The organism is Nocardia sp. NPDC052566 (assembly GCF_044547285.1).
In the GTDB taxonomy this organism is placed as follows: Bacteria; Actinomycetota; Actinomycetes; order Mycobacteriales; family Mycobacteriaceae; genus Nocardia.
In genome coordinates, this window is record NZ_JBIUAF010000004.1 from 388,636 (window position 1) to 407,292 (window position 18,657).

Sequence of the window (18,657 nt, forward strand, 5' to 3'; positions counted from 1 at the left end):
TTCTCACCCTCGATCGCGTCCGTGCTCCCGCGGCTACTCGAGTCCCTGTTCGATGGCGTAGCGCGTCAGCTCCACCCGGTTGGCGAGCTGAAGTTTGCGCAGGGTGGCCTGGACGTGGTTCTCCACGGTGCGGTGGCTCAGGCTGAGCCGGGAGGCGATCTGCTTGGCGGACAAGCCTTTCGCCACCATGCGCAGCACCTCGGTTTCCCGCTCGGTGAGGGCGGGCCGGTGCGGTTCATCGGGTTCGGCGGGCGCGGTCGCCATGCGCCGGTACTCACCGAGGACCAACCCGGCCAATCCGGGGGTGAACACCGGCTGCCCCGCCGCGGTGGCGCGCACGGCGTCGATGAGCTCGGTCGCCGACGCGCTCTTGACCAGATAACCCGAGGCGCCCGCCTTGATCGCGTCCAGCACATCGGCGCGCTCGGCCGACGCGGAGAGCACGAGCACCCGGCTGTCCGGCGAAACCCGCAGCACCTCGGCGGTGGCCTGCGCCCCGTTACCGTCCGGCAGCTGCATATCCATCAGCACCACCGCGGGCCGGACCGCCGCCGCACGCCTGGTCGCCGCTCCGACGCCGTCCGCGGTGGCGGCGACCACGAACCCGGCCTCGGCGAGATCGCGGGACACTCCGTCGCGCCACATCGGGTGGTCGTCCACCACCATCACCGAAATACCCTCGGCCGCTTCGCTATCGGTCACCACGACTCCTGCCTCTCGGGGACGGTCCGCCCCCTGTCTCGCTACCGCCCATATCGCACCAGAACTCGTGCGCATGTCGGCGCGATGACCTGCCGCGCGCCGGTCGCGCCTCGTCGCTCCTATGGCATCCGCACTGCCCTGTCCCAGGTCCGCTTCTCATCGTGCCAGGCCAGAGGCATATCGCCTAGGTCGCCCTCGGTACACGGAACTCCCATTCCGTGCCGAATCCGACCCCGCCGTCGTCCTCGGTGAGCAGCACCGCGGTACCGCCGAGCGTCGCGATCCGCCCGACGATCGACCGGGACACCCCCATCCGCCCCTCCGCCTCCGCTTCGTCCAATCGGCCCGGCGCGATGCCGACACCGTCGTCACGCACGCTGACGATCAGCTCGTCACCCGTATCCTCCAGCAACACATAGGCCTTCGCATCGGGTCCGGCGTGCAGCGCGACATTGGACAGCGCGGTGGACACCGCGGCGGCCAGCTCGCTCGCCGCCCACCGCCCGATGGTCACCGGATCACCAGGGGTGGAGACGAATACCGTCGGCGTCGCGTGCACGGTCAGCAGCGGGCGCAGATCCACCTCCGGCGCACCGGAATCCGAGCGTTCGCCCTGTTCGGAGATCAGCATCCGCAGCGCCACTTCCTGTTCCCCGGCGCGCTGCGCCAATTCCTCGGTCGGCCCGCCGATTTCGCTGCCGCGGCGCTTGATGTAGCTCAGCACCTGCAGTACGCCGTCGTGCACCTCGCGCGAAAGCCGTTCCCGCTCTTCGTTGGCCGCCTCCATACGGACCGCGCGCTGCAACTGCTCCTGGGCGCGGCGTGCGGTGTTGGCGGCCAGGCCGAGCGCGAGCCCGACCGAAACCAGCACCGGCGCGGTCGCATCCGCCCACACGTCCTGGCCCCACTGCTCGCGCACCGTGACGATCACCATCGCGATCAGCAGCCCGGAGGCGACGCCGAGCACCGGCCCGCGCAGGATGGCCGCCGAGATCACCGCGTTGGCGGCCCACAGCGTGGTCGGCAGCGTCTGATGCCCGTGATACCAGTCGTAGTCGGCGACCAGCCTGGTCGAGGCGATCAACGCGATGACAACGACGTGATCGCCGAGCACCACCCAGCCGCGGAATCGCGTGACATCGGGAAAGTGCCACTGCGACAACATGAGTGCCGACAGCCCGGACCACACCGCCATCAACGCGATGAGCACCCAGCTCAACCGCTGATTCTGGTAGTACGGCACCGAGGCGACCTGCTGGCCGACCGCGTAGACCAGCGTCACCAGCCGCAGCGCCTGCACCGCCCGCCACAGCGGTGCGGTCGCCGCGTCGTCCGGGCTCAGCTCAGCCCTTCGGGGCCACGTCATCGGATCCGTCCTTGTCCAGCCTCGCGCTGTCGCTTTCGGCGGCGAGCGTCGCCGCGACATCGAATCGGCCGGGTTCCGGTTCGTCCGGTTCGGCGTCGTACAGTCCCTCCCCGGTCTGCAACTCTCCGTACATCTCCTCCGGGCTGTCGGCGAGCAGCGACCGGATGGCGGTATTCATGACCGCGACGAACGGCACCGCGAGCAGACCGCCGCCGATACCGCCGAGCACCACGCCCGCGGTGATGGCGAGCACCACAGCCAGCGGATGGATGCTCACCGCGCGCCCGAGCAGCAGCGGCTGCAGCACATGGCCTTCCAGCTGCATCACCGCGATGATGATGCCGAGCACGATCAGCGCGGTGACCAGGCCCTTGGTGACCAGCGCGATGAACACCGCGATGAATCCGGCCAGGAAGGCACCGATGATGGGGATGAACGCGCCGACGAAAACCAGCGAGGCGAGCGGCAGCGCGAGCGGCACCCCGAGTATGGCCAGGCCCGCGCCGATGCCGATGGCGTCGACGGCGGCCACCGCGACGGTGGCCCTGACGAATCCGACCAGCGTGCCGAACCCGAGCTGCCCGGCCGTGCGCACCTTCTCCCGATGCGGGGTCGGCACCAGCCTGGTGACGAAGTGCCAGATCTGATCGCCGCCGTAGAGGAAGAAGATGAGGATGAACAACGTCAGGAACAGGCCGGTGAGAATGTGGCCGATCACCGTCGCGGTGGTCAGCGCGCCGCTGGTCAGCGCGTTCTGATTGGACTGGATGGTCTTGACGATCTGATCGCCCGCATTGCGGATCTGCTCATTGCTCAGATGCGGCGCGCCGTTGATCAGCCAGTCCTGCACCTTGTGGATGCTGCTGGTGACCTCGTCGGACAGCTGCGGCACACCGGCGACGAACTGCTCGACCACGAAGGTCATGATCCCGGCGACCAGCCCGAGCGAGCCGACCAGCGCGACGAACACCCCCACCGACCGCGGCACGCCTAGTCGCTGCATCCAATCCACCAGCGGCGCAAGCAGAGCGGCGGCGAGCAGGGCGATGGCGAGCGGCACCACCACGGTCGCCAGCTTCTGCACCATCATCCACAGCGCGAGCACCGCGGCGAAGATGACGAGCAGCCGCCAGCACCATTCCGCGCCCATCCGCACCAGCGGATGCACCGCGTCCGATGCGGGATGCCGCCCGTCGGCCGCCGACCGGTTTGCGATGGCGTTCCGTGGGGTACTTGCCTTCGGCTTGCTCACCATCGCGAGAATACGGCGCAGCCGGACGAATGTCCGTCCGCAACCGTAGCGATCCGCCGATTGTTCCAAACGGTTGGATTGGCACGCGCGGTCCCACAATCAGATTCGGATACGGCGACCTCGTCTGGGTGACCGACCCCACCTTCGACGAGCCCGGCGGCTATGTGGGCGGAGGCGGTGTCATCCTCTCGAAACTGACCGGCCCCGCGGTGCCCGCCACCGGGATCGGGCCCGTGGACGTGGTGCTGCTCTCCCACGACCAGTACCCGGACAATCTCGACCGCTCCGGCCGGGAATGCCTCGGCGCGTCCCGAAGCCCGGTGAGCTGCTTGACCGACGGCCGGACTGTTTCCAGTTGGTGTTGCAGGCATGGATCGTCCCCGGTGTGGCTCGGATTGTCCGATGTCACAGGCGCGGGCCGCCCTAGGGTTCTCGGAGTCGACACAAGTTCGAGGGGATCACGATGACGAGAACCGAAAAATTCACCTTCACCAGCAACGGTGATCAGCTCGTCGGGCTGCTGCACCTACCCGCCGGGGAGCCGATCGCCTCGGTGGTCACCAGCGGTCCACTGACGTCGGTGAAGGAACAGGCCGCCGGAGCGTACGCGGCGGCGCTGGCCGAGCGCGGGTTCGCCGCGCTCGCGTTCGATCATCGGACCTTCGGTGAAAGCGGCGGGCAGCCGCGGCAGTTCGAGAACGGGTTCGGTAAGGCCGAGGACATCCGGAATGCGGTCACCGCGCTGACCACCGATGAGCGGACCGCGCAGCTGCCAGTGGTCGCGGTGGGTGTGTGCGCGGGCGCGGGGTACATGGCCCGCGCAGTCGCGGACGATCCGCGGATTCTCGCCTTCACCGGTGTCGCGGGGTTCTACTCCGACACCTCCGCCATGCCGCCGGACCCGGCAGTGCTGGAGCGTGGCCGGGCCGCCGAGGCGCAATGGCGGGAAACCGGTGAGTCCGAGACCATTCCGGCGGTGGCGCCCGACGGTGGTGACGTGGGGATGCCGCTGCGGGAAGCCTACGAGTTCTACGGGACGCCGCGCGGCGCGGTGCCGAACTACACCAACGGGTATGCCGTGGCGTCGTTCGCCTACGGCGATTTCGATTCCATGGAGGCCGCCGCGCGCATCGCGGTGCCGTACGCCATGGTGCATTCCGAGCACGCACTGGTGCCGCCGTTCGCGCGCAAGTTCTTCGCGACCGTGCCCGGTGAGAAGTCGGAGCTGTGGCTGGAGTCGATCGGGCAGATCGATTTCTACGACGACCCGAAGCTGATCAACCCCGCGGCCGATGTGGCGGCGGAGCTGTTCCGCTCGGTGCTGAGCCGCTGACCCCCAGCACTCAACCGGTGAAACTCCCGGCCGCTTGTTTGCGGAAGGCGTCGGGAGTTTGACCGGACCAGCGCTGGAAAGCACGCCGCAGCGTACGGGCGTCGGTGTAGCCGATCCGGGTGGCGATCGCCTGCACCGGAAGTCTGGTGTCACGCAACAGGCTCCGGGCGTACTGATGGCGGACCTGCTCGATCTCGGCACTCCAGGTGGTGTCGGTCTCCGCCAGCCTGCGTTGCAGGGTGCGCGGGCTCATCGCCAGACGCTGCGCGACGCCTTCGAGACCGGCCTCACCGCAGGCCAGCGCATCCGAGATGGCGGCATGCAGCCTGTCCCGCCAGTTCGGAACCGTGCGGGACGTCGTGAGCAGCAGCTCCGCATACCGGCACAACGCATCCCCCAAAACCGGATCACCACTGGTGGGTACCGCGGCCGCGTTCACGAAGGTGATTTCGGAGTATGGCGCGCCGAAATCGATATGCCCGGTACCGAATTCATCGACCAGGTCACGACGCCGCTGGGTGACGCGGTGGGTGAACGCGACCCGCACCGGGGTGAGGTCCCGTCCGGTGGCCTCGCGAACGCGGCGCAGAATCAGCGCGAGCACGAACTCTTCGACCGGCACGAAGACGGGATCGGATTCCACGGCCACCCCGACCCGCACCGTCAGCAGGCCACCGTTCTCGATGACCTGCCATTCGACGGCCGGATCGGTCACGGCGGACCGGAAGTCCATGACCACGCGCAGGCTCTCGGCGAGAGTCGCCCGGCTGGTGAACAGGAAGTCCCAGACGCCGAGCACACCGCGATCGGCGGCCGCGGACGCACACAGCCCGGCTCCCGGCCCCCCGGTGGCCCCGATCAGTTCCCACATCCGCCACGCCGATTCGATGGGCACCCGCACCCGTTCATCACCAGGCCGCGCCGGATCCAGCTCCGGGAAACGCGCGATGCTCCACGGCGTCGCACCCACCCGTACCGCCGTTTCCCGCAGGACAGTGGCGGTGCGCAGCGGGATGGTGCCGTCGATCATCGCCGGAGCATAGCGAATATTTCAGACCGCACGGTTTCTAATTTGGGGTCCGGCCACAAGGCCAAACCGTCGGCACGCGTGCTGAACAGGCAACGCCTCTCAGTTGCGCGCGGAAACCTCCGCAGCGTGGGACAGCTAGATTGGTGACCGTGTCAGCGCCTTTGGAAGCGGTCAAACAGACCATGCGAACGCGCTGGCCGCTGTACCTGGCATCAATGCTGCTGGCGAACGCCTTCGGCGCGGTCCTGGTGTGGGCGTTCATCCAGTACGGGCTGCCGACCCCGGCGGGCGAGGCGGCCGATGCCCGGCGCACCGGCCTGCTGATTCCCGGCCTGGTCTTCGCGACGGGCGGCCTGCTCAGCATGGCCGCTTCGGCGCTGATGCTGCGCCCGGTGATGCGCTGGCAGATGCGCGGCGGGCCACCGAGCCGCCAAGAGCAGATGGCCGCCCTGCACGCACCGCTGCGGCAGGCGATTCTGCATCTGGTGCTGTGGCTGATCGGCGGTGCCGTGCTCGCCGCGCTGATCATCACCAGCGCACCCAAGCTCGCCGGCGCGGTCATCGTCACCGAATGTATGGCCGCGACCATCGTGTTCGGCTTCACCTACATGCTCGGCGAACGCATTCTGCGCCCGGTCGCCGCCCAAGCGCTCACCGAGGGCAGCTTCGATCACACGCTCACCGCGGGCGTCGGCACCAGGATGGCGATGACCTGGGGCATGGGCACTTTCGCCCCGACCATCGCGATCGTGCTGCTGTGCGTCACCCAGATCTCCTCGGATGTGCAGTTCTCCGCCGAATCGCTGGCCATCGCGATTCTGCTGCTCTGCGGCGTGGTCATCATGCAGGCGCTCGCGCTGTCCATGCTGACCGGTTCCAGCATCTCCGATCCGGTGCGCCAGCTCAGCCAGGCCATCGACCGTGTGCAGGAGGGCGCGCGCGACGTCCAGGTCGAGGTGTTCGACGGCAGCGAGATCGGCCTGCTCCAGGTCGGTTTCAACCGGATGATGGAGGAGGCGGCCAAGCGCCGCCAGCTGCAGGAGCTGTTCGGCCAGCACGTCGGCGAGGATGTCGCGCAGCGCGCGCTGGACTACGGCACCGAGCTCGGCGGTGAAACCCGGTTCGTCGCGGTGCTGTTCGTCGATATGGTCGGCTCGACGGCCACCGCGGCCGAGCGCCCGCCGACCGAGGTGGTGAGCCTGCTCAACGAGTTCTTCCGGATCGTGGTCGACGTGATCGACCGGCACAACGGGTTCGTCAACAAGTTCGTCGGCGATGCCGCGCTCGCCATCTTCGGCGCGCCGCTTGACCGGCCCGACGCGCCGACCGCCGCGCTCGCCGCGGCGCGGGAGCTGCGCGAAGTGCTGCGCGAGGTGCCCGGTCTGGATATCGGCATCGGCGTCTCCGCAGGTCTGGCCGTCGCCGGAAATATCGGTGCGGCAAATCGTTTCGAATACACCGTGATCGGGGATCCGGTCAATGAAGCATCCCGGCTGACCGAATTGGCCAAGGATCAGCCAGGGCGGGTGCTTGCCTCGGGCAGCGCGTTATATTTCGCCGAGGAAAGCGAGCAGGACGAGTGGGAAACCGGCGACGAGGTCCAATTGCGCGGGCGGCGCAGAAAGACCCTGCTGGCCTGGCCGAAATATGTCGCCGACCCGCAAGACGCTACCGGCGTGGATACGGCGAGTTCGTTAGGCTGACGGCGTGACGGCCAACGGGGAACTAGCGGGCGACCCCGCACCTGGGCCCACGGCCGACATCCGCCGCGGCAAATTCTGGTGGGCCAAATGGGTTCTCGGCGCCGCGCTGCTGGCGTTGCTGATCGCCGAGGGCATCTATTTGTGGCCGCGCCTGCACGAATCCTGGCAGAAACTCACCGAAATTCATTGGGGCTGGCTCGCGGCCGCGGTGTGGATGCAGGCGCTGTCGATGAGCGGGTTCAGCCGGGTGCAGAAACAGCTGCTGCACGCGGGTGGCGTCGAGGTGAGCCAGCGTAAGTCGGTGGCCGTGGTCTACGGCGCCACCGCGATGTCGGTGACGCTGCCCGCCGGACAGGTGTTCTCGACCGCGTTCACCTACCGCCAGACCCGCCGCTGGGGCGCGAGCCCGATCGTCGCGTCGTGGCAGCTGGTGTTCTCCGGCGTGGTCGCCGCGGCCGGGCTCGCGCTGCTCGGCGTCGGCGGAACAGTGCTGGTCGGCAATCGGATCGGGCCGTTCAAGCTGATCCTTTCGGTGGCGGGCGTGGTCGCGCTGGTGTGGGCGGGCAACTACGTCTCGAAGAATCCCGGCTCGCTGGAGGCGGTACTGCGCCGGGCGCTGTGCCTGATCAATCGGGTGCGCAAACGCCCACCGGCCCAGGGCGCGAACAAGATCGGCGAACTGCTCGCCCAGCTCGAGTCGGTGGATCTCGGTAAACGCGACGGCGCACTGGTAACCGTGTGGGCGCTGCTGCACCGGGTCGCCGATGTGGCCTGTCTCGGCGCGGCCTGCTACGCGGTGGGCGGTGACCCGACCGTCGCCGGCCTGCTCATCGCGTTCACCGCGGGTAAGGCCGTCGGCTCGATTCCGTTCGCACCGGGCGGCATCGTCTACGTCGACGCGACGCTCATCTACGGCCTCACCGCGGGCGCAGGCCTGCCCGCCGCGCAGGCGGTGGCGGCGGCCTTCGTGTATCGCCTGGTCAGCTTCATTCTGGTGGCGATCGTCGGCTGGATCGTCTTCGCGTTCCTGTTCCGCACACCGCAGGCCGACGACGCCGAATTCGAGAAGGAATTCGAAGAGCGGAGGTTCTGACGGGTGGGTGTCGCGTCGACGGCACGTCGGTGCGCACCACTACTGTTGCCCGCGTGAAGAAACTGGTGCCGTTGGTGGTCGATGCGCTGCTGGTGATCCTGTTCTGCGTGATCGGCAGGCAGAGCCATGACGAGGCAGTGCTGACCGGTCTGCTGCGGACCTTCTGGCCCTTCGGTGTCGGCCTCGCCATCGGCTGGCTGGTCGCCCTCGCCGCGGCCAAGTGGATCTACCGCGATGTGCGTTTCGACGGAACCGCCTTGTGGCCCACCGGGATTCTGGTCTGGCTCGGCACGCTCTGCGGCGGTCTACTACTCCGGCTGATCAGCGGGCAGGGTGTGTCCGGCCTGTTCCCGGTGATCGCCGCCGCGGCGCTCGCACTGTTCCTGCTCGGCTGGCGCGCGGCCATCAAGGCATTGAACTGATCACTGATCCGGGCTGGCGAGGGATTGCAGCAGTCGGGCGGCCATCCGCGCCGTCGCGTCGCCGCTGTCGACATCGTTGATGTGGATCGCGAAGGCTAGATCACCCATATTCGCGATCAGCCAGCCGTCCGGCCCCGCCGTCGCGGTGAAGCCGGTGACGTCGCGATACCCACGCACGCTGGCGAATTCGGGCCGATCGGTGCCCTCACGCAGCATGGCGCGCAGCCGGTCGATCACCGCGGGCGCCAGGGGGGCGAGCTGTGCCTCGGTGGTGCTCGGCCGCCCTGCCTCGATCATCGGCGGCGGCACCGCACCGCGCGCGATGGCCGCCGCGGCGATCGCCATGCCGTACGGGCTGGCCAGCACCGCGTCGGTGCCGCCGCCCTGGCGCACCTGCTCGGCGCTGCGGCCCGCGATCGCGTTGCGCCCGGTCACCTCGTCGAGGCCGGGCACCTTGAAGTCGATGCCGACGCCGAGCACGGTCGCCGCGTCGGCCGCATCCTGGAGCGAAATGTCCTGCGGCGCCTTGCCTTTGCTCACCGCGGCGATATTGCGGAACAGTTCGAGCATGCCGCCGATCGGGTAGAGGCCCGTGAAGGCGACCGCGCCGTGCTCGCTGGCCTGGCTGTTCTGCGCGACCGCGACGATCGCACCACTGGACGGCTGGATCGCCACGATGGACGACGGCGTCCCGTAACTCACCACGGCGTCCTCGGCCGCGCGCTGCAAGCGCTGGTCCATGGTCGCGGCGATATCGGGTCCCGGCGGGCCCTGCTGTCCGGCGAGCTGGCCGACGTAGCGACCGTCCTGCTCGAAAACCTGGACGCCCCAACCGGCGTGCTGCTCCTGGCTGTCCTGCTGCACCTTGCGCAGCGCGTCGAGCATCGGCGACCAGATCCGGCGATCGGCGGAGATCAGCCGCGGCTGTTTCTCCATCACCACGCCGGGGATGCGGGCCATAGCCGGTTCCAGAATCTCGAAGTCGGGCTGGCGCAGGTTTACCGCGACGATCGGCTTGCCCTGCGAGGTGGCCAGCTGCTGCAGTAGCGCGGGCCCGGTGATCAGTGGCGCCACCGGCTCGATCGCCTTGGCCAGCAGATCGGTCGAGAGTACGGGGTCGGTGATGCGCGCGGGATCGAGCTTGATCACGTTGATCACCTGCTCGGTCATCAACGGCTCACCGACGATGTCGTTGACCCGCGGCGCGGGTGCGGGCTGGGTGCGCACCAGCCGGACGGTGCGGTTGTGGTCGAGCTGCGGCATGACCACCGAGGGATCCCAGGAGATGCGCCAGCCGATGGCGAGCTTGCGGATATTGCCCTGCAGCGTGTAGTTCCAGTTCTTGTTCTCACCGAAGTTCCAGGCGACATCCATGCTGAAGATGGCCGATTCGGAGTCCAGCTTGATGAACTGTGTCTTCTTGTAGTCGACCTTGCCCGGCTGCAGCCCCGCGAACATTTGCTTCAGCGTTGCCGACGCCGCGGTGGGGTAGGAGGTCAGCTGCGCGGCGTCCACGGGATTCTGATCATCGAGCAGGGTGGTGAAGCGCTCGACGATGGCCTCCGGCTCATTCGTCTTCTCCCGTATGCCACATGATCCCATCGCAATCGCGAGGGCCGCTACCCCCGTGAGTGCCATCGCGCCCCGGACTCGGAAGCGGCGGGATCCCCAGAAATCCATGTCGCCCACTCTTCACTCTTGTCACTCCAGTAACAAGACCACCGTACCTGAAAAAGACCTGTCCGCGGTGCCTCGGCCACCGAGGCCGTTACCCATGCTCAGCATCTCAATTGTGCCCGAAAACTCCCATCGGATTAGGCCGATCATAGGGTTGCCCACTCGCCCCGGCGACAAACCGGCGCCGCTACCGTACCGGCCACGGGCTCGGCTGTGTCGATAACGCTCGAGGTCGGCGTTTCAAGACGCGACCAGCGGGGATCACGGTAGGCCGACCGCCGTTCATCCCCGTTCGCACAGAGCGGAACACGGATGCTTCGTTGCGTCGTAATCTTGTAATCACTGCAACACACACAGCACAGTAAGTAGGAGAATCCCCATGAGACACACCCACCGGGGACGCGGTTTCGGCAGGCCGGGCGGTTGGCAGCAGGCCGATCTACCCGATGCCGCCGATGCGCCCGATTGGTTCGCCGGACGATTGCCGGCCGACTGGTTCGCGGGCCCGCCGACCATCGAGATCGACCGGGACGAGATCGTGGTGATCGGCGAACTCGCTATCGCCAAGCCGGCCGATGCCAAGCCCGCCGAGGATGCCGACGCGGACTCCCCCACCGAGCAGGTGCCGAACGCCACCAAGGAGGGCGCCGTCGCCCGCTTCCGCGAGTCGACCCGTCCGGCGCGCATGCAGATCGCGAACGAGGCGCAGCAGCGCTACGGGCGCAGTGTCGCCTGGGGCGTCTCGGTGGACGGACACCGAATCCTGTTCACCCACTTGGCCGTTCCGGTGATGACCCGGCTGCGCCAGCCCGAGCGCAAGGTGCTCGACACGCTCGTCGACGCGGGTGTGGCGCGCTCCAGGGCGGACGCGCTCGCCTGGACGGTGAAATTGGCTGGCCAGCACGCGGAATCGTGGCTGGAGGAGCTGCGTGCGGCGATGCGCAAGGTCGACGATCTGCGCACGGAAGGTCCCCAGGGGCTCTAGCAGTATCTGATTGCGGACTAAGGTTGCGGACATGGTGGATACCGGTCCGATCCTGGTGCTCAACGGCCCGAACCTGAACATGCTCGGCACCAGGCAGCCCGAGGTCTACGGGGCGGCGACACTGGACGACGTCGTCGAGCTGTGCCGCAAGACCGCGGCGCGGTTCGACAGGGAGATCACCGCGTTCCAGTCGAATTCCGAAGGGGCACTGATCGATCGGATCCACCAGGCCCGCGGCGTCGAGTCCGGCATCGTCATCAATCCCGGCGGGCTCACGCACACCTCGGTGGCCCTGCGCGATGCGCTGATGATTCCGGAACTCCCCATCGTCGAGGTGCATATCAGCAATGTGCACGCCCGCGAGGAGTTCCGGCATCACTCCTTCATCTCCCCCATCGCGACCGCGGTGATCGCGGGCATGGGCATCCAGGGGTACGCCGCCGCCGTGGAGTTCCTGGCCACCCGCTGACGCGTGATCAGGAGATACGGAAGACCGGGAAGCCCGGCGCGATCTCTGCCAGCTGCTCGTCCGAGGCGTCCTTGGTGACGCCGTCGAAGAACTTGCCCACCTCCCAGCCCCACTTGCGCAGGTACAGCCGCAGCAGCGGCACCTTGTCGGCGTCGGCCACCTCGGCGGCGGTGAACGCCTCGACCTTGCGGCCGAGCCGCAGCTCGCCGTCCCCCGCGGCCCGCAGGTTGCGCACCCACTGGGTGTGGCCGCGCGGCGCGACCAGGTAGCGCGCGCCGTCCTCGTCGATCAGCAGATTCACCATCGTGGTCCGCCACTCCCCGCTCTTGCGGCCACGGACCGCGAGCAGCCGCGAGCCCATCACGCTGATGCCGAGCTTGGGCAGCATGTTGAAGAACCGGTTCATGATCGGGTCGAGGCCGGCGGGGGCGATGTAGCGGGTGGCGGCGTTCATTCTCTTACTCCTTAGTGAGCACTGCTCTCTGTTGAGAGAAGTGTTCCACGCACGTCGCCATCCAGTCAAGAGCAGTGCTCTCTTTTCTCGATGGGGCCGAAAAATGTGATCCCGAGCGCTCCGGCCACGCAGACCCGCTGGCCAGCGAACCAGCTGGGTCAAGTCAACAAAAGTCAGGATGCGACGACACCGGCGCAGGTGTTAGCGTGCGATTGCCTGTTGAGGCGATGACAACACGGAGGGAGCACTATGTTGTTGCGGCGGAAGAAGATCGCGGCACGGAAAGCGGTTGCCCGAATCGCGGTGGCCACGGCGGTCGCCGGTATCGCGGCACTGTCGGCGACCGGTGTCGCCGCGGCGGATTCGAAATTGGTCATCCAGGGTTGTTCGGCCATGAGCCCCAACGTGATCGATACCCCGTACAGCGTTCAGGTCATCGAATCCCAGTACAAGCAGTACGGCACCGCGACCTTCACCGCCCACGCCGGCGGCGCCTTGACCTGGGGCTACGACACCCATGTCACGCTGAACTGGACCAACCTGTCCACCGGCGCCTCGGGCAGCGCCGTCCAGCACAGCCGGGTGAACTTCTACAACGGCAGCACCGTCGCCTTCTCCGACGTGCCCACCGGCACCGGCCCCGTTCGCATCGACCTGTCGGTGACCAACGTCGGCCTGATCCCGGTGCCGCCGGTCAACTGCTCGGGCACCGTCAACGTCGACGAATGATCGACAAGTCCTGATCGGCCACCGCCGGTCAGGACTTCGGCACAGCATTGTCGTACCTATATGTAGTAGGTATGCTACCTCGGTCGACCGTCGGCCAAGGGGGAGAAAGCGATGCAGCGTGTCTTCTGAGGTCATCTACAACCGGATCGCCATGTTGCGGGCCGAACGCGGGATCTCCCGGCGCGAGCTCGCGGAGGCGCTCGGCGTGCACTATCAGACGGTCGGCTACCTGGAGCGCGGCGAATACAGCCCGAGCCTGCACCTCGCGCTGCACATCGCCGCCTACTTCGAGGTGGCGGTGGAGGTCATCTTCTCCACCACGCCCTTCCCCCGTCTCGGCACCGGCGCCGACTCCTCCCGATCAGCGGGCTGAGGATGCCGGCACGGCCCCGGTGAACACCTCGTGGACCGGAACGGCACGGCCCGCCCGCTCGCTGGCGGCAACCGCTCTGCGCCAATAGTCCTGCACCGTCCTGGCCAGCGCGGAATCGACGCCGATGGCCGTACCGGTCTCGACGACGTGGCGCGCGCCCGCCTCCATCATCCGCAGGTTGGCCAGATCACCCCAGCCGCCCGCCTTGGCCGCGGCGGCGAAACCCGCGTAGACCTCGTCGAGCCTGCCCATCGACCGCTGCGCGTAGGGCAGGAAGCGATCGATGTCGTCACCCGAGCGCACGATCAACGCCAGCGCCTGTTCGAACCCGAGCAGCAGTGGGTTGAAGATCGCCAGCACGGCTTGGTAGTACAGCTGGGCCAAACCCGTGTCCTCGCCGAGGTATTCGTACGGGGTCAGCGATCGGAGCAGCTCCTTGCCTGCCTCGAACACCTCCGCCGGCCCGCTGTAGAACACATACGAACCCGGCAGGGCAAGACCGTGACTCTGCGCCATCACGCCACCGGCCAGGAATCGCCCGCCCTGCGCGGTGATCCACGCCGCCGCGGCGCGGGTGTTCGCCGGCGAATCCGAGGACATGTTGACGATCACCTTGCCCGCCAGGTGATCCGGCGCCTGGCCGAGCACCTCGTGCATCGCGGCGTAGTGCGTGAGGACGACGACGGTGAGCTCGTTGGCGTCGAGCGCCGCGGCGACGCTGTCGGCGCGCATCGCGCCGAGAGCGACCGCGGCGACGGCCTTCTCGGCGCTGCGGTTCCACACCGTCACCTCGACACCCGCGGCCAGGAAGGCCTCGACCATCGCCATGCCCATCGGCCCGAGGCCGATGACGGTGACCGATCGCCGATTCACTTGTCGCCGCCGCGGAACAGCTCGTAGGTCGACACCGCTGTGTCCGCCTGCTCGCTGGCGGCGACGGCCTTGCGCCAGTACGACTGCGCCATATGCGACGGGCCCGCGTCGACGCCGACCTCCTCGCTGGCGTCGATGATGTGCTGTGCGCCCGCGTCCATCATCTTCAGGCTGGCCAGGCTGGCCCAGCCGCCGTTCTGGTTGGCGACCGAGAACTCCTGCATGAAGTACGGGAACGCCTCACTGGAGCGGATCGCGAACGGCACGAACTGGGCGATGCTGTGGCCGGAGCGCTCGATCATGGCCGTCGCCTGGTCGAAGGCCAGCAGCCACGGGTGGAAGATGGTCAGCAGGCCCTGGTAGAAGACCTGTGCGAGACCGTCATCGGCGCCGAGGTACTCCTGCGGGCTCAGCGGGCGCAACAGCTCGGCGTGCGCGTCGAATACGTCCTTCGGCCCGCTGTAGAAGATGTACGAGGCGGGATGGGTGATGTTGTCGCCCGCCGACATCACGCCGCCGGAAAGGAACTGCGCGCCGTGTTCGCGCACCCACGCGGCGCCCGCGCGCGCCTTCTCCGGCGAATCGGAGGACAGGTTCGCGATCACCTTGCCCGGCAGGTGGTCGAGCGCCTGGCCGAGCACGTCGTACATGGCGGCGTAGTGGGTGAGGCTGAGCACCGTCACCTCGTTGGCGTCCAGCGCCTCGGCCACCGTGGCGGCCGCCTTGGCGCCGAGGGCGACCATGTCGTCGACCTTGGCGGTGCTGCGGTTCCACACGGTCACCTCGACACCGGCCGCAAGGAAGGCGCGGACCATGGACTGACCCATCGGGCCGAGGCCGACGACGGAGACGGAGCGGGGGGTGTTCTGCTCGGACATTGTGTGCCCCTTCGACTTTCGTTCGGTTGCTGTTCGCTTCGGGATTCATCCTGCGTCGCCGCAGGTAGAGTCGGGAAGACCGAACGTCCAGGTGCGGTTGCTTACCTCTAGGTTCGAAATATCGTCAGAAGGAGTGCGGTGACCATGAGCAGTGACGCGGATCACGACGTATGCGGCATGTCCGTGGCGATCGATGTCGTCGGCGGCAAATGGAAACTGCATCTGATGTGGGTGCTCGCGGACGGCCCTCGGCGCTTCGGCGAGATCCGCAAACTCCTGCGCGGCGTCAGCGAGAAGGTGCTTTCGGAGAACCTGCGCCAGCTCGAGGCGAGCGGCGTGGTGCACCGCGAGATCTACCCGGAGATCCCGCCCCGCGTCGAGTACTCCCTCACCCCGCTCGGCGACGAGCTCAGCGTCGCCCTGCGCCCCTTGGAGGAATGGGGCGACAAGAACCGCCGCGAGCTACTCGGCAATCTCCTCGCCTCGGCGAGCTAGCGGCGGTTGTGGATAGCTATCTCTTCGCCTAAGCGCTCGAGCAAAGGTGCGGCGTCGGCGATCGAGACGGCCGGGTTCGGCTCCAGATCGGCGAGGCTGTAACAGGCCGAGAAACCGGCTGCTTGGATCTCGGCGGGGGTGAGCAACGTGCGGCCGACGGCGACCACCACGGGAATGCCTGCCGCGCGGGCGATTCGGCAGACGCCGATGGGCGCCTTGCCGTGCAGGCTCTGCGCGTCGAGTGAGCCCTCGCCGGTGACGACGAGGTCGACGCCGTCCAGCATGGTCCGGAAATCGAGCAGGTCGAGCACGACATCGATGCCGCTGCGCAGGTGCGCGCCGAGCACCGCGAGCGCGCCGAATCCGGTACCGCCCGCCGCGCCGGCACCCGGGAGGTCGGCGAATTCTGGACCGGCGATCTCGGCCCAATTCCTCAGTGCGGCTTCGAGAGTCGCCAGTTCGGCCGGGCCCGCGCCCTTCTGCGGCGCATAGACCGCGACGGCGCCCTTCGGGCCGAGCAGCGGATTGTCGACATCGCTGGCCAGGGTGACGCGCGCGGTCGCGAGTCCGGGATGCATCGCGCCACGATCCAAGTGCGCGGCCCGCGCCAAAGCGGCGCCACCGGAAGGGATTTCGCGCCCTTCCGGATCGAGCACGCGAGCGCCGAGGGCACGCAGCATGCCCGCCCCACCGTCGGTGGACGCGCTGCCGCCGAGCCCGAGCACGATATCGGTGCTGCCGCGGTCGAGCGCGTGCGCGATCACCACGCCGAGCCCCTCGGTGCCCGCACCCAGCGGATCGAACTGTCCCGCAGGCAGTTTCGTGATGCCGACGACGGCGGCCAATTCGATGACGGCGGTCGTGCCGTGCACCGCGTAGGCGGCGGCCGACGGCTCGCCGGTCGGCCCTGGCGCGTCGAGCTCGACTCGCTCCCAGCCCGCGGCGAGGAATGCGTCGACCGTGCCGTCGCCGCCGTCGGCGACCGGTACCTGCCGGATCTCGGCGCCCGGCGCCACCCGCGCGATACCGGCGGCAAGTGCGGCCGCCACCTGCGGCGCGGTCAGCGAACCCTTGAACTTGTCCGGGGCGAGCAGCACTCGGGGCGGGGAGATCATCTCCACATTGTCGGCCGTCCCCCTGCGCCGTGCAGCGGCGGTCAGGCCGAGCCCTCCGATCGCCGCGGCGCGGCAGCATCGGCGGTCAGCCGAGCGGCGCCTGATCGGCGTGATCGATGGTGACCTGCCCGGTCCGCAGGTAGGTCAGCACCGCGTCGTCCACTACCCGGTTGCCGCGCCCGAAGGCGCCGTGATCGCCGCCCTCGACCGTGATCAGCGCGCCGTTCATCGCGCGGGCCAGCGCCGGGCCGCCCGGATACGGCGTGACGGCGTCGTGCCTGCTCTGCAGCAGCAGCGGTGGTGTGCTCAACCCCGCGCCGCTGAGCGGCACCGGTGTGGTGACCGGCCGCCAACCGCCACAGCTCATTCCGGAACGGACCAGATCGGCGCGCGCGTCCATCGCATTGCCGCCGGAGGCGATGGTGCCGACGGCGGCGCCGAGCAGCTCCACCCGGCCTGGCACGGCGTTCTCGTTGCAGGTGATGGCGGCGAAGACGAGCCGCCCGGTGGGATCGGTGGCGGTGGCGCCCTCGATGGCGAGCAGCCGCGCCACATTCGCCGGATCGATCGCGGCCTCGGACATCGCGCGGGCGAAGATCGGCCAGAAGGTGCGGGTGTAGGTGGCGACCGTCGTCGCGCCGAGCATCGGCACCTGCGCCGACACGCCACCGGTCACCAAGGCGCGCAACAGGTTCTGCACCTTGCCCGACTGCTCCATGCTGAGATTCAGCCCGTCACGGGCGATCTCGGCGAGCGGCTCGGGCAGGTGCCCCGGTAGGTCGGACACGCTTGCCGGCGGCGGTGTCAGATTGGCGTACCAGCCGCCGCCCTGTGCCGAAACCAGCCGCACCCAGTTCTGATAGACCTGGAACGTGGTGTCGCCGAGCCGATATTCGGCGCGATGGTCGGCGATCCAGGTGAACAGATCGTCGAGGCGCTGCTTGCCCGCGGACTGCTGCTGGGCGAACTCCTCGGTCCACACCCAGTCCGGATTGACGTTGGAGTCCAGCACCATTCGCTCGACCCGGCCCGGGAACAGCGAGGCGTACACCGCGCCGAGGTAGGTGCCGTAGGAGGTGCCGAGGTAGCTGATCCGCTCCACCCCGAGCGCGGCGCGCACGGCATCGAGGTCACGCGCGGTGTTCTCGGTGGTGATGGCGTCCAGGTAGCCGGGTTGCTCGGCGTCGCAGGCCTTCTTCATCGCGTCGCGGCCGATATTCGTCCCCGTCACGCACTGCAGCGGTGTGGCCCAGCGCAATCCGCGCGGCTGCACCGCGACCCGGTCGTAGTGCGCGGCGAGTTCGGCGGGCATGGTGTCGATCCGGCGCGCCCAGTAGTCGAGCGTGTCCGCGCCCGGCCCACCGGGATTGGCGACAAGCACGCCGCGCCGCTGCCCGGTGGCCGGAATCCGGCTGACGGTCAATTCGATGGCCGGGCCGTCGGGTTCGGCGTGGTTCATCGGCACCCGCACGACGGCGCACTGCGCGCCGCGATCCGGCTGCACCGCGCCCTCGGGACAGGAGCCGAACGAGATACCCGGCGTCGCCTCGGCGAGGCCGGTCGCGATCGAGCCGCCGACCAGGGTCGTGGCCGCGAAAACCGCAAGTAGCCGCGAAATTCGAACTGTCATCGTCATTTTCCGCACCTCCGCCGAGCCGCCGTCGCACGCAGGCGGGCGACCCGGCCACCAGCATTCTGTGCGGACCCG

At 68.3% G+C, this 18,657-nt stretch carries 19 protein-coding genes; 9 read left to right on the forward strand and 10 right to left on the reverse strand.

What is annotated here, in order from left to right:
* Positions 1 to 33: 33 nt before the first annotated feature.
* From ACIG5A_RS21530 to ACIG5A_RS21540, 3 genes are all read right to left on the reverse strand, one after another.
* Positions 34 to 666, reverse strand: coding sequence for a response regulator (locus tag ACIG5A_RS21530; RefSeq protein ID WP_397243940.1), 633 nt, complete (start codon positions 664 to 666; stop codon positions 34 to 36).
* 220 nt (positions 667 to 886) lie between these two features.
* Positions 887 to 2,068, reverse strand: a complete 1,182-nt coding sequence (macS, locus tag ACIG5A_RS21535; RefSeq protein ID WP_397242605.1) for a MacS family sensor histidine kinase — start codon at positions 2,066 to 2,068, stop codon at positions 887 to 889.
* Entirely contained in the window at positions 2,046 to 3,218 is a 1,173-nt protein-coding gene (locus ACIG5A_RS21540) for an AI-2E family transporter (RefSeq protein ID WP_397243942.1), read from the reverse strand. Before ACIG5A_RS21540 ends, macS begins: the two co-directional genes overlap by 23 nt.
* A gap of 565 nt (positions 3,219 to 3,783) precedes the next feature.
* On the opposite strand from ACIG5A_RS21540, the gene ACIG5A_RS21545 reads away from it, so the two are divergent.
* Positions 3,784 to 4,653 carry an alpha/beta hydrolase gene (locus tag ACIG5A_RS21545; protein WP_397242607.1) on the forward strand — a complete coding sequence of 290 codons (870 nt, stop codon included), beginning with the start codon at positions 3,784 to 3,786 and terminating at the stop codon, positions 4,651 to 4,653.
* Between the two features lie 10 nt (positions 4,654 to 4,663).
* On the opposite strand, the gene ACIG5A_RS21550 is transcribed toward ACIG5A_RS21545, so the two are convergent.
* Positions 4,664 to 5,683, reverse strand: coding sequence for a helix-turn-helix domain-containing protein (locus ACIG5A_RS21550; protein ID WP_397242609.1), 1,020 nt, complete (start codon positions 5,681 to 5,683; stop codon positions 4,664 to 4,666).
* A gap of 182 nt (positions 5,684 to 5,865) precedes the next feature.
* On the opposite strand from ACIG5A_RS21550, the gene ACIG5A_RS21555 reads away from it, so the two are divergent.
* The 3 genes from ACIG5A_RS21555 to ACIG5A_RS21565 are packed head-to-tail and all read left to right on the forward strand — an operon-like array spanning position 5,866 to position 8,901.
* Complete coding sequence (locus tag ACIG5A_RS21555; protein ID WP_397243944.1) at positions 5,866 to 7,386, forward strand: adenylate/guanylate cyclase domain-containing protein; 1,521 nt, start codon at positions 5,866 to 5,868, stop codon at positions 7,384 to 7,386.
* Between the two features lie 4 nt (positions 7,387 to 7,390).
* Positions 7,391 to 8,479: a YbhN family protein gene (locus tag ACIG5A_RS21560; RefSeq protein ID WP_397242611.1), complete on the forward strand. Its 1,089-nt coding sequence runs from the start codon at positions 7,391 to 7,393 to the stop codon at positions 8,477 to 8,479.
* A gap of 53 nt (positions 8,480 to 8,532) precedes the next feature.
* Positions 8,533 to 8,901: a DUF3054 domain-containing protein gene (locus ACIG5A_RS21565; RefSeq protein ID WP_397242613.1), complete on the forward strand. Its 369-nt coding sequence runs from the start codon at positions 8,533 to 8,535 to the stop codon at positions 8,899 to 8,901.
* On the opposite strand, the gene ACIG5A_RS21570 is transcribed toward ACIG5A_RS21565, so the two are convergent.
* Positions 8,902 to 10,581 (reverse strand): NTF2-like N-terminal transpeptidase domain-containing protein, encoded by a 1,680-nt coding sequence (locus ACIG5A_RS21570; protein WP_397242615.1) that lies wholly within the window; start codon positions 10,579 to 10,581, stop codon positions 8,902 to 8,904.
* A 376-nt stretch (positions 10,582 to 10,957) separates the two neighbouring features.
* Here ACIG5A_RS21570 and ACIG5A_RS21575 point away from each other — a divergent pair, with 376 nt between their 5' ends.
* Together ACIG5A_RS21575 and aroQ are read left to right on the forward strand one after the other, a co-directional pair.
* On the forward strand, positions 10,958 to 11,563 hold the full coding sequence (locus ACIG5A_RS21575) for a hypothetical protein (protein ID WP_397242617.1): 606 nt from the start codon (positions 10,958 to 10,960) through the stop codon (positions 11,561 to 11,563).
* Positions 11,564 to 11,594: 31 nt separating this feature from the next.
* A complete protein-coding gene (gene aroQ, locus ACIG5A_RS21580) occupies positions 11,595 to 12,032 on the forward strand; it encodes a type II 3-dehydroquinate dehydratase (RefSeq protein WP_397242619.1) in 438 nt (145 codons plus the stop codon).
* A 7-nt stretch (positions 12,033 to 12,039) separates the two neighbouring features.
* Here the strand turns inward: aroQ and ACIG5A_RS21585 are convergent, their stop codons facing one another.
* Positions 12,040 to 12,486 carry a nitroreductase family deazaflavin-dependent oxidoreductase gene (locus tag ACIG5A_RS21585; protein ID WP_397242621.1) on the reverse strand — a complete coding sequence of 149 codons (447 nt, stop codon included), beginning with the start codon at positions 12,484 to 12,486 and terminating at the stop codon, positions 12,040 to 12,042.
* Between the two features lie 249 nt (positions 12,487 to 12,735).
* Between ACIG5A_RS21585 and ACIG5A_RS21590 the strand changes: the two genes are divergently transcribed.
* Positions 12,736 to 13,215, forward strand: coding sequence for a hypothetical protein (locus tag ACIG5A_RS21590; RefSeq protein WP_397242623.1), 480 nt, complete (start codon positions 12,736 to 12,738; stop codon positions 13,213 to 13,215).
* Positions 13,216 to 13,333: 118 nt separating this feature from the next.
* On the forward strand, positions 13,334 to 13,588 hold the full coding sequence (locus ACIG5A_RS21595; RefSeq protein ID WP_397242625.1) for a helix-turn-helix transcriptional regulator: 255 nt from the start codon (positions 13,334 to 13,336) through the stop codon (positions 13,586 to 13,588).
* Here ACIG5A_RS21595 and ACIG5A_RS21600 read toward each other — a convergent pair.
* Positions 13,577 to 14,539, reverse strand: a complete 963-nt coding sequence (locus tag ACIG5A_RS21600) for an NAD(P)-dependent oxidoreductase (RefSeq protein ID WP_397243946.1) — start codon at positions 14,537 to 14,539, stop codon at positions 13,577 to 13,579. The two genes, ACIG5A_RS21595 and ACIG5A_RS21600, sit on opposite strands and share 12 nt — an antisense overlap.
* Positions 14,458 to 15,339 (reverse strand): NAD(P)-dependent oxidoreductase, encoded by an 882-nt coding sequence (locus ACIG5A_RS21605; RefSeq protein WP_397242627.1) that lies wholly within the window; start codon positions 15,337 to 15,339, stop codon positions 14,458 to 14,460. The genes ACIG5A_RS21600 and ACIG5A_RS21605 overlap by 82 nt, the downstream gene beginning before the upstream one ends.
* A 138-nt stretch (positions 15,340 to 15,477) precedes the next feature.
* Between ACIG5A_RS21605 and ACIG5A_RS21610 the strand changes: the two genes are divergently transcribed.
* Positions 15,478 to 15,834, forward strand: coding sequence for a winged helix-turn-helix transcriptional regulator (locus ACIG5A_RS21610; RefSeq protein WP_397242629.1), 357 nt, complete (start codon positions 15,478 to 15,480; stop codon positions 15,832 to 15,834).
* Here the strand turns inward: ACIG5A_RS21610 and ACIG5A_RS21615 are convergent.
* Both ACIG5A_RS21615 and ACIG5A_RS21620 read right to left on the reverse strand, forming a co-directional pair.
* Positions 15,831 to 16,949: a glycerate kinase gene (locus ACIG5A_RS21615; RefSeq protein ID WP_397242631.1), complete on the reverse strand. Its 1,119-nt coding sequence runs from the start codon at positions 16,947 to 16,949 to the stop codon at positions 15,831 to 15,833. The two genes, ACIG5A_RS21610 and ACIG5A_RS21615, sit on opposite strands and share 4 nt — an antisense overlap.
* Before the next feature lie 85 nt (positions 16,950 to 17,034).
* Complete coding sequence (locus tag ACIG5A_RS21620; protein ID WP_397242633.1) at positions 17,035 to 18,585, reverse strand: alpha/beta hydrolase; 1,551 nt, start codon at positions 18,583 to 18,585, stop codon at positions 17,035 to 17,037.
* Between the last annotated feature and the right edge of the window lie 72 nt (positions 18,586 to 18,657).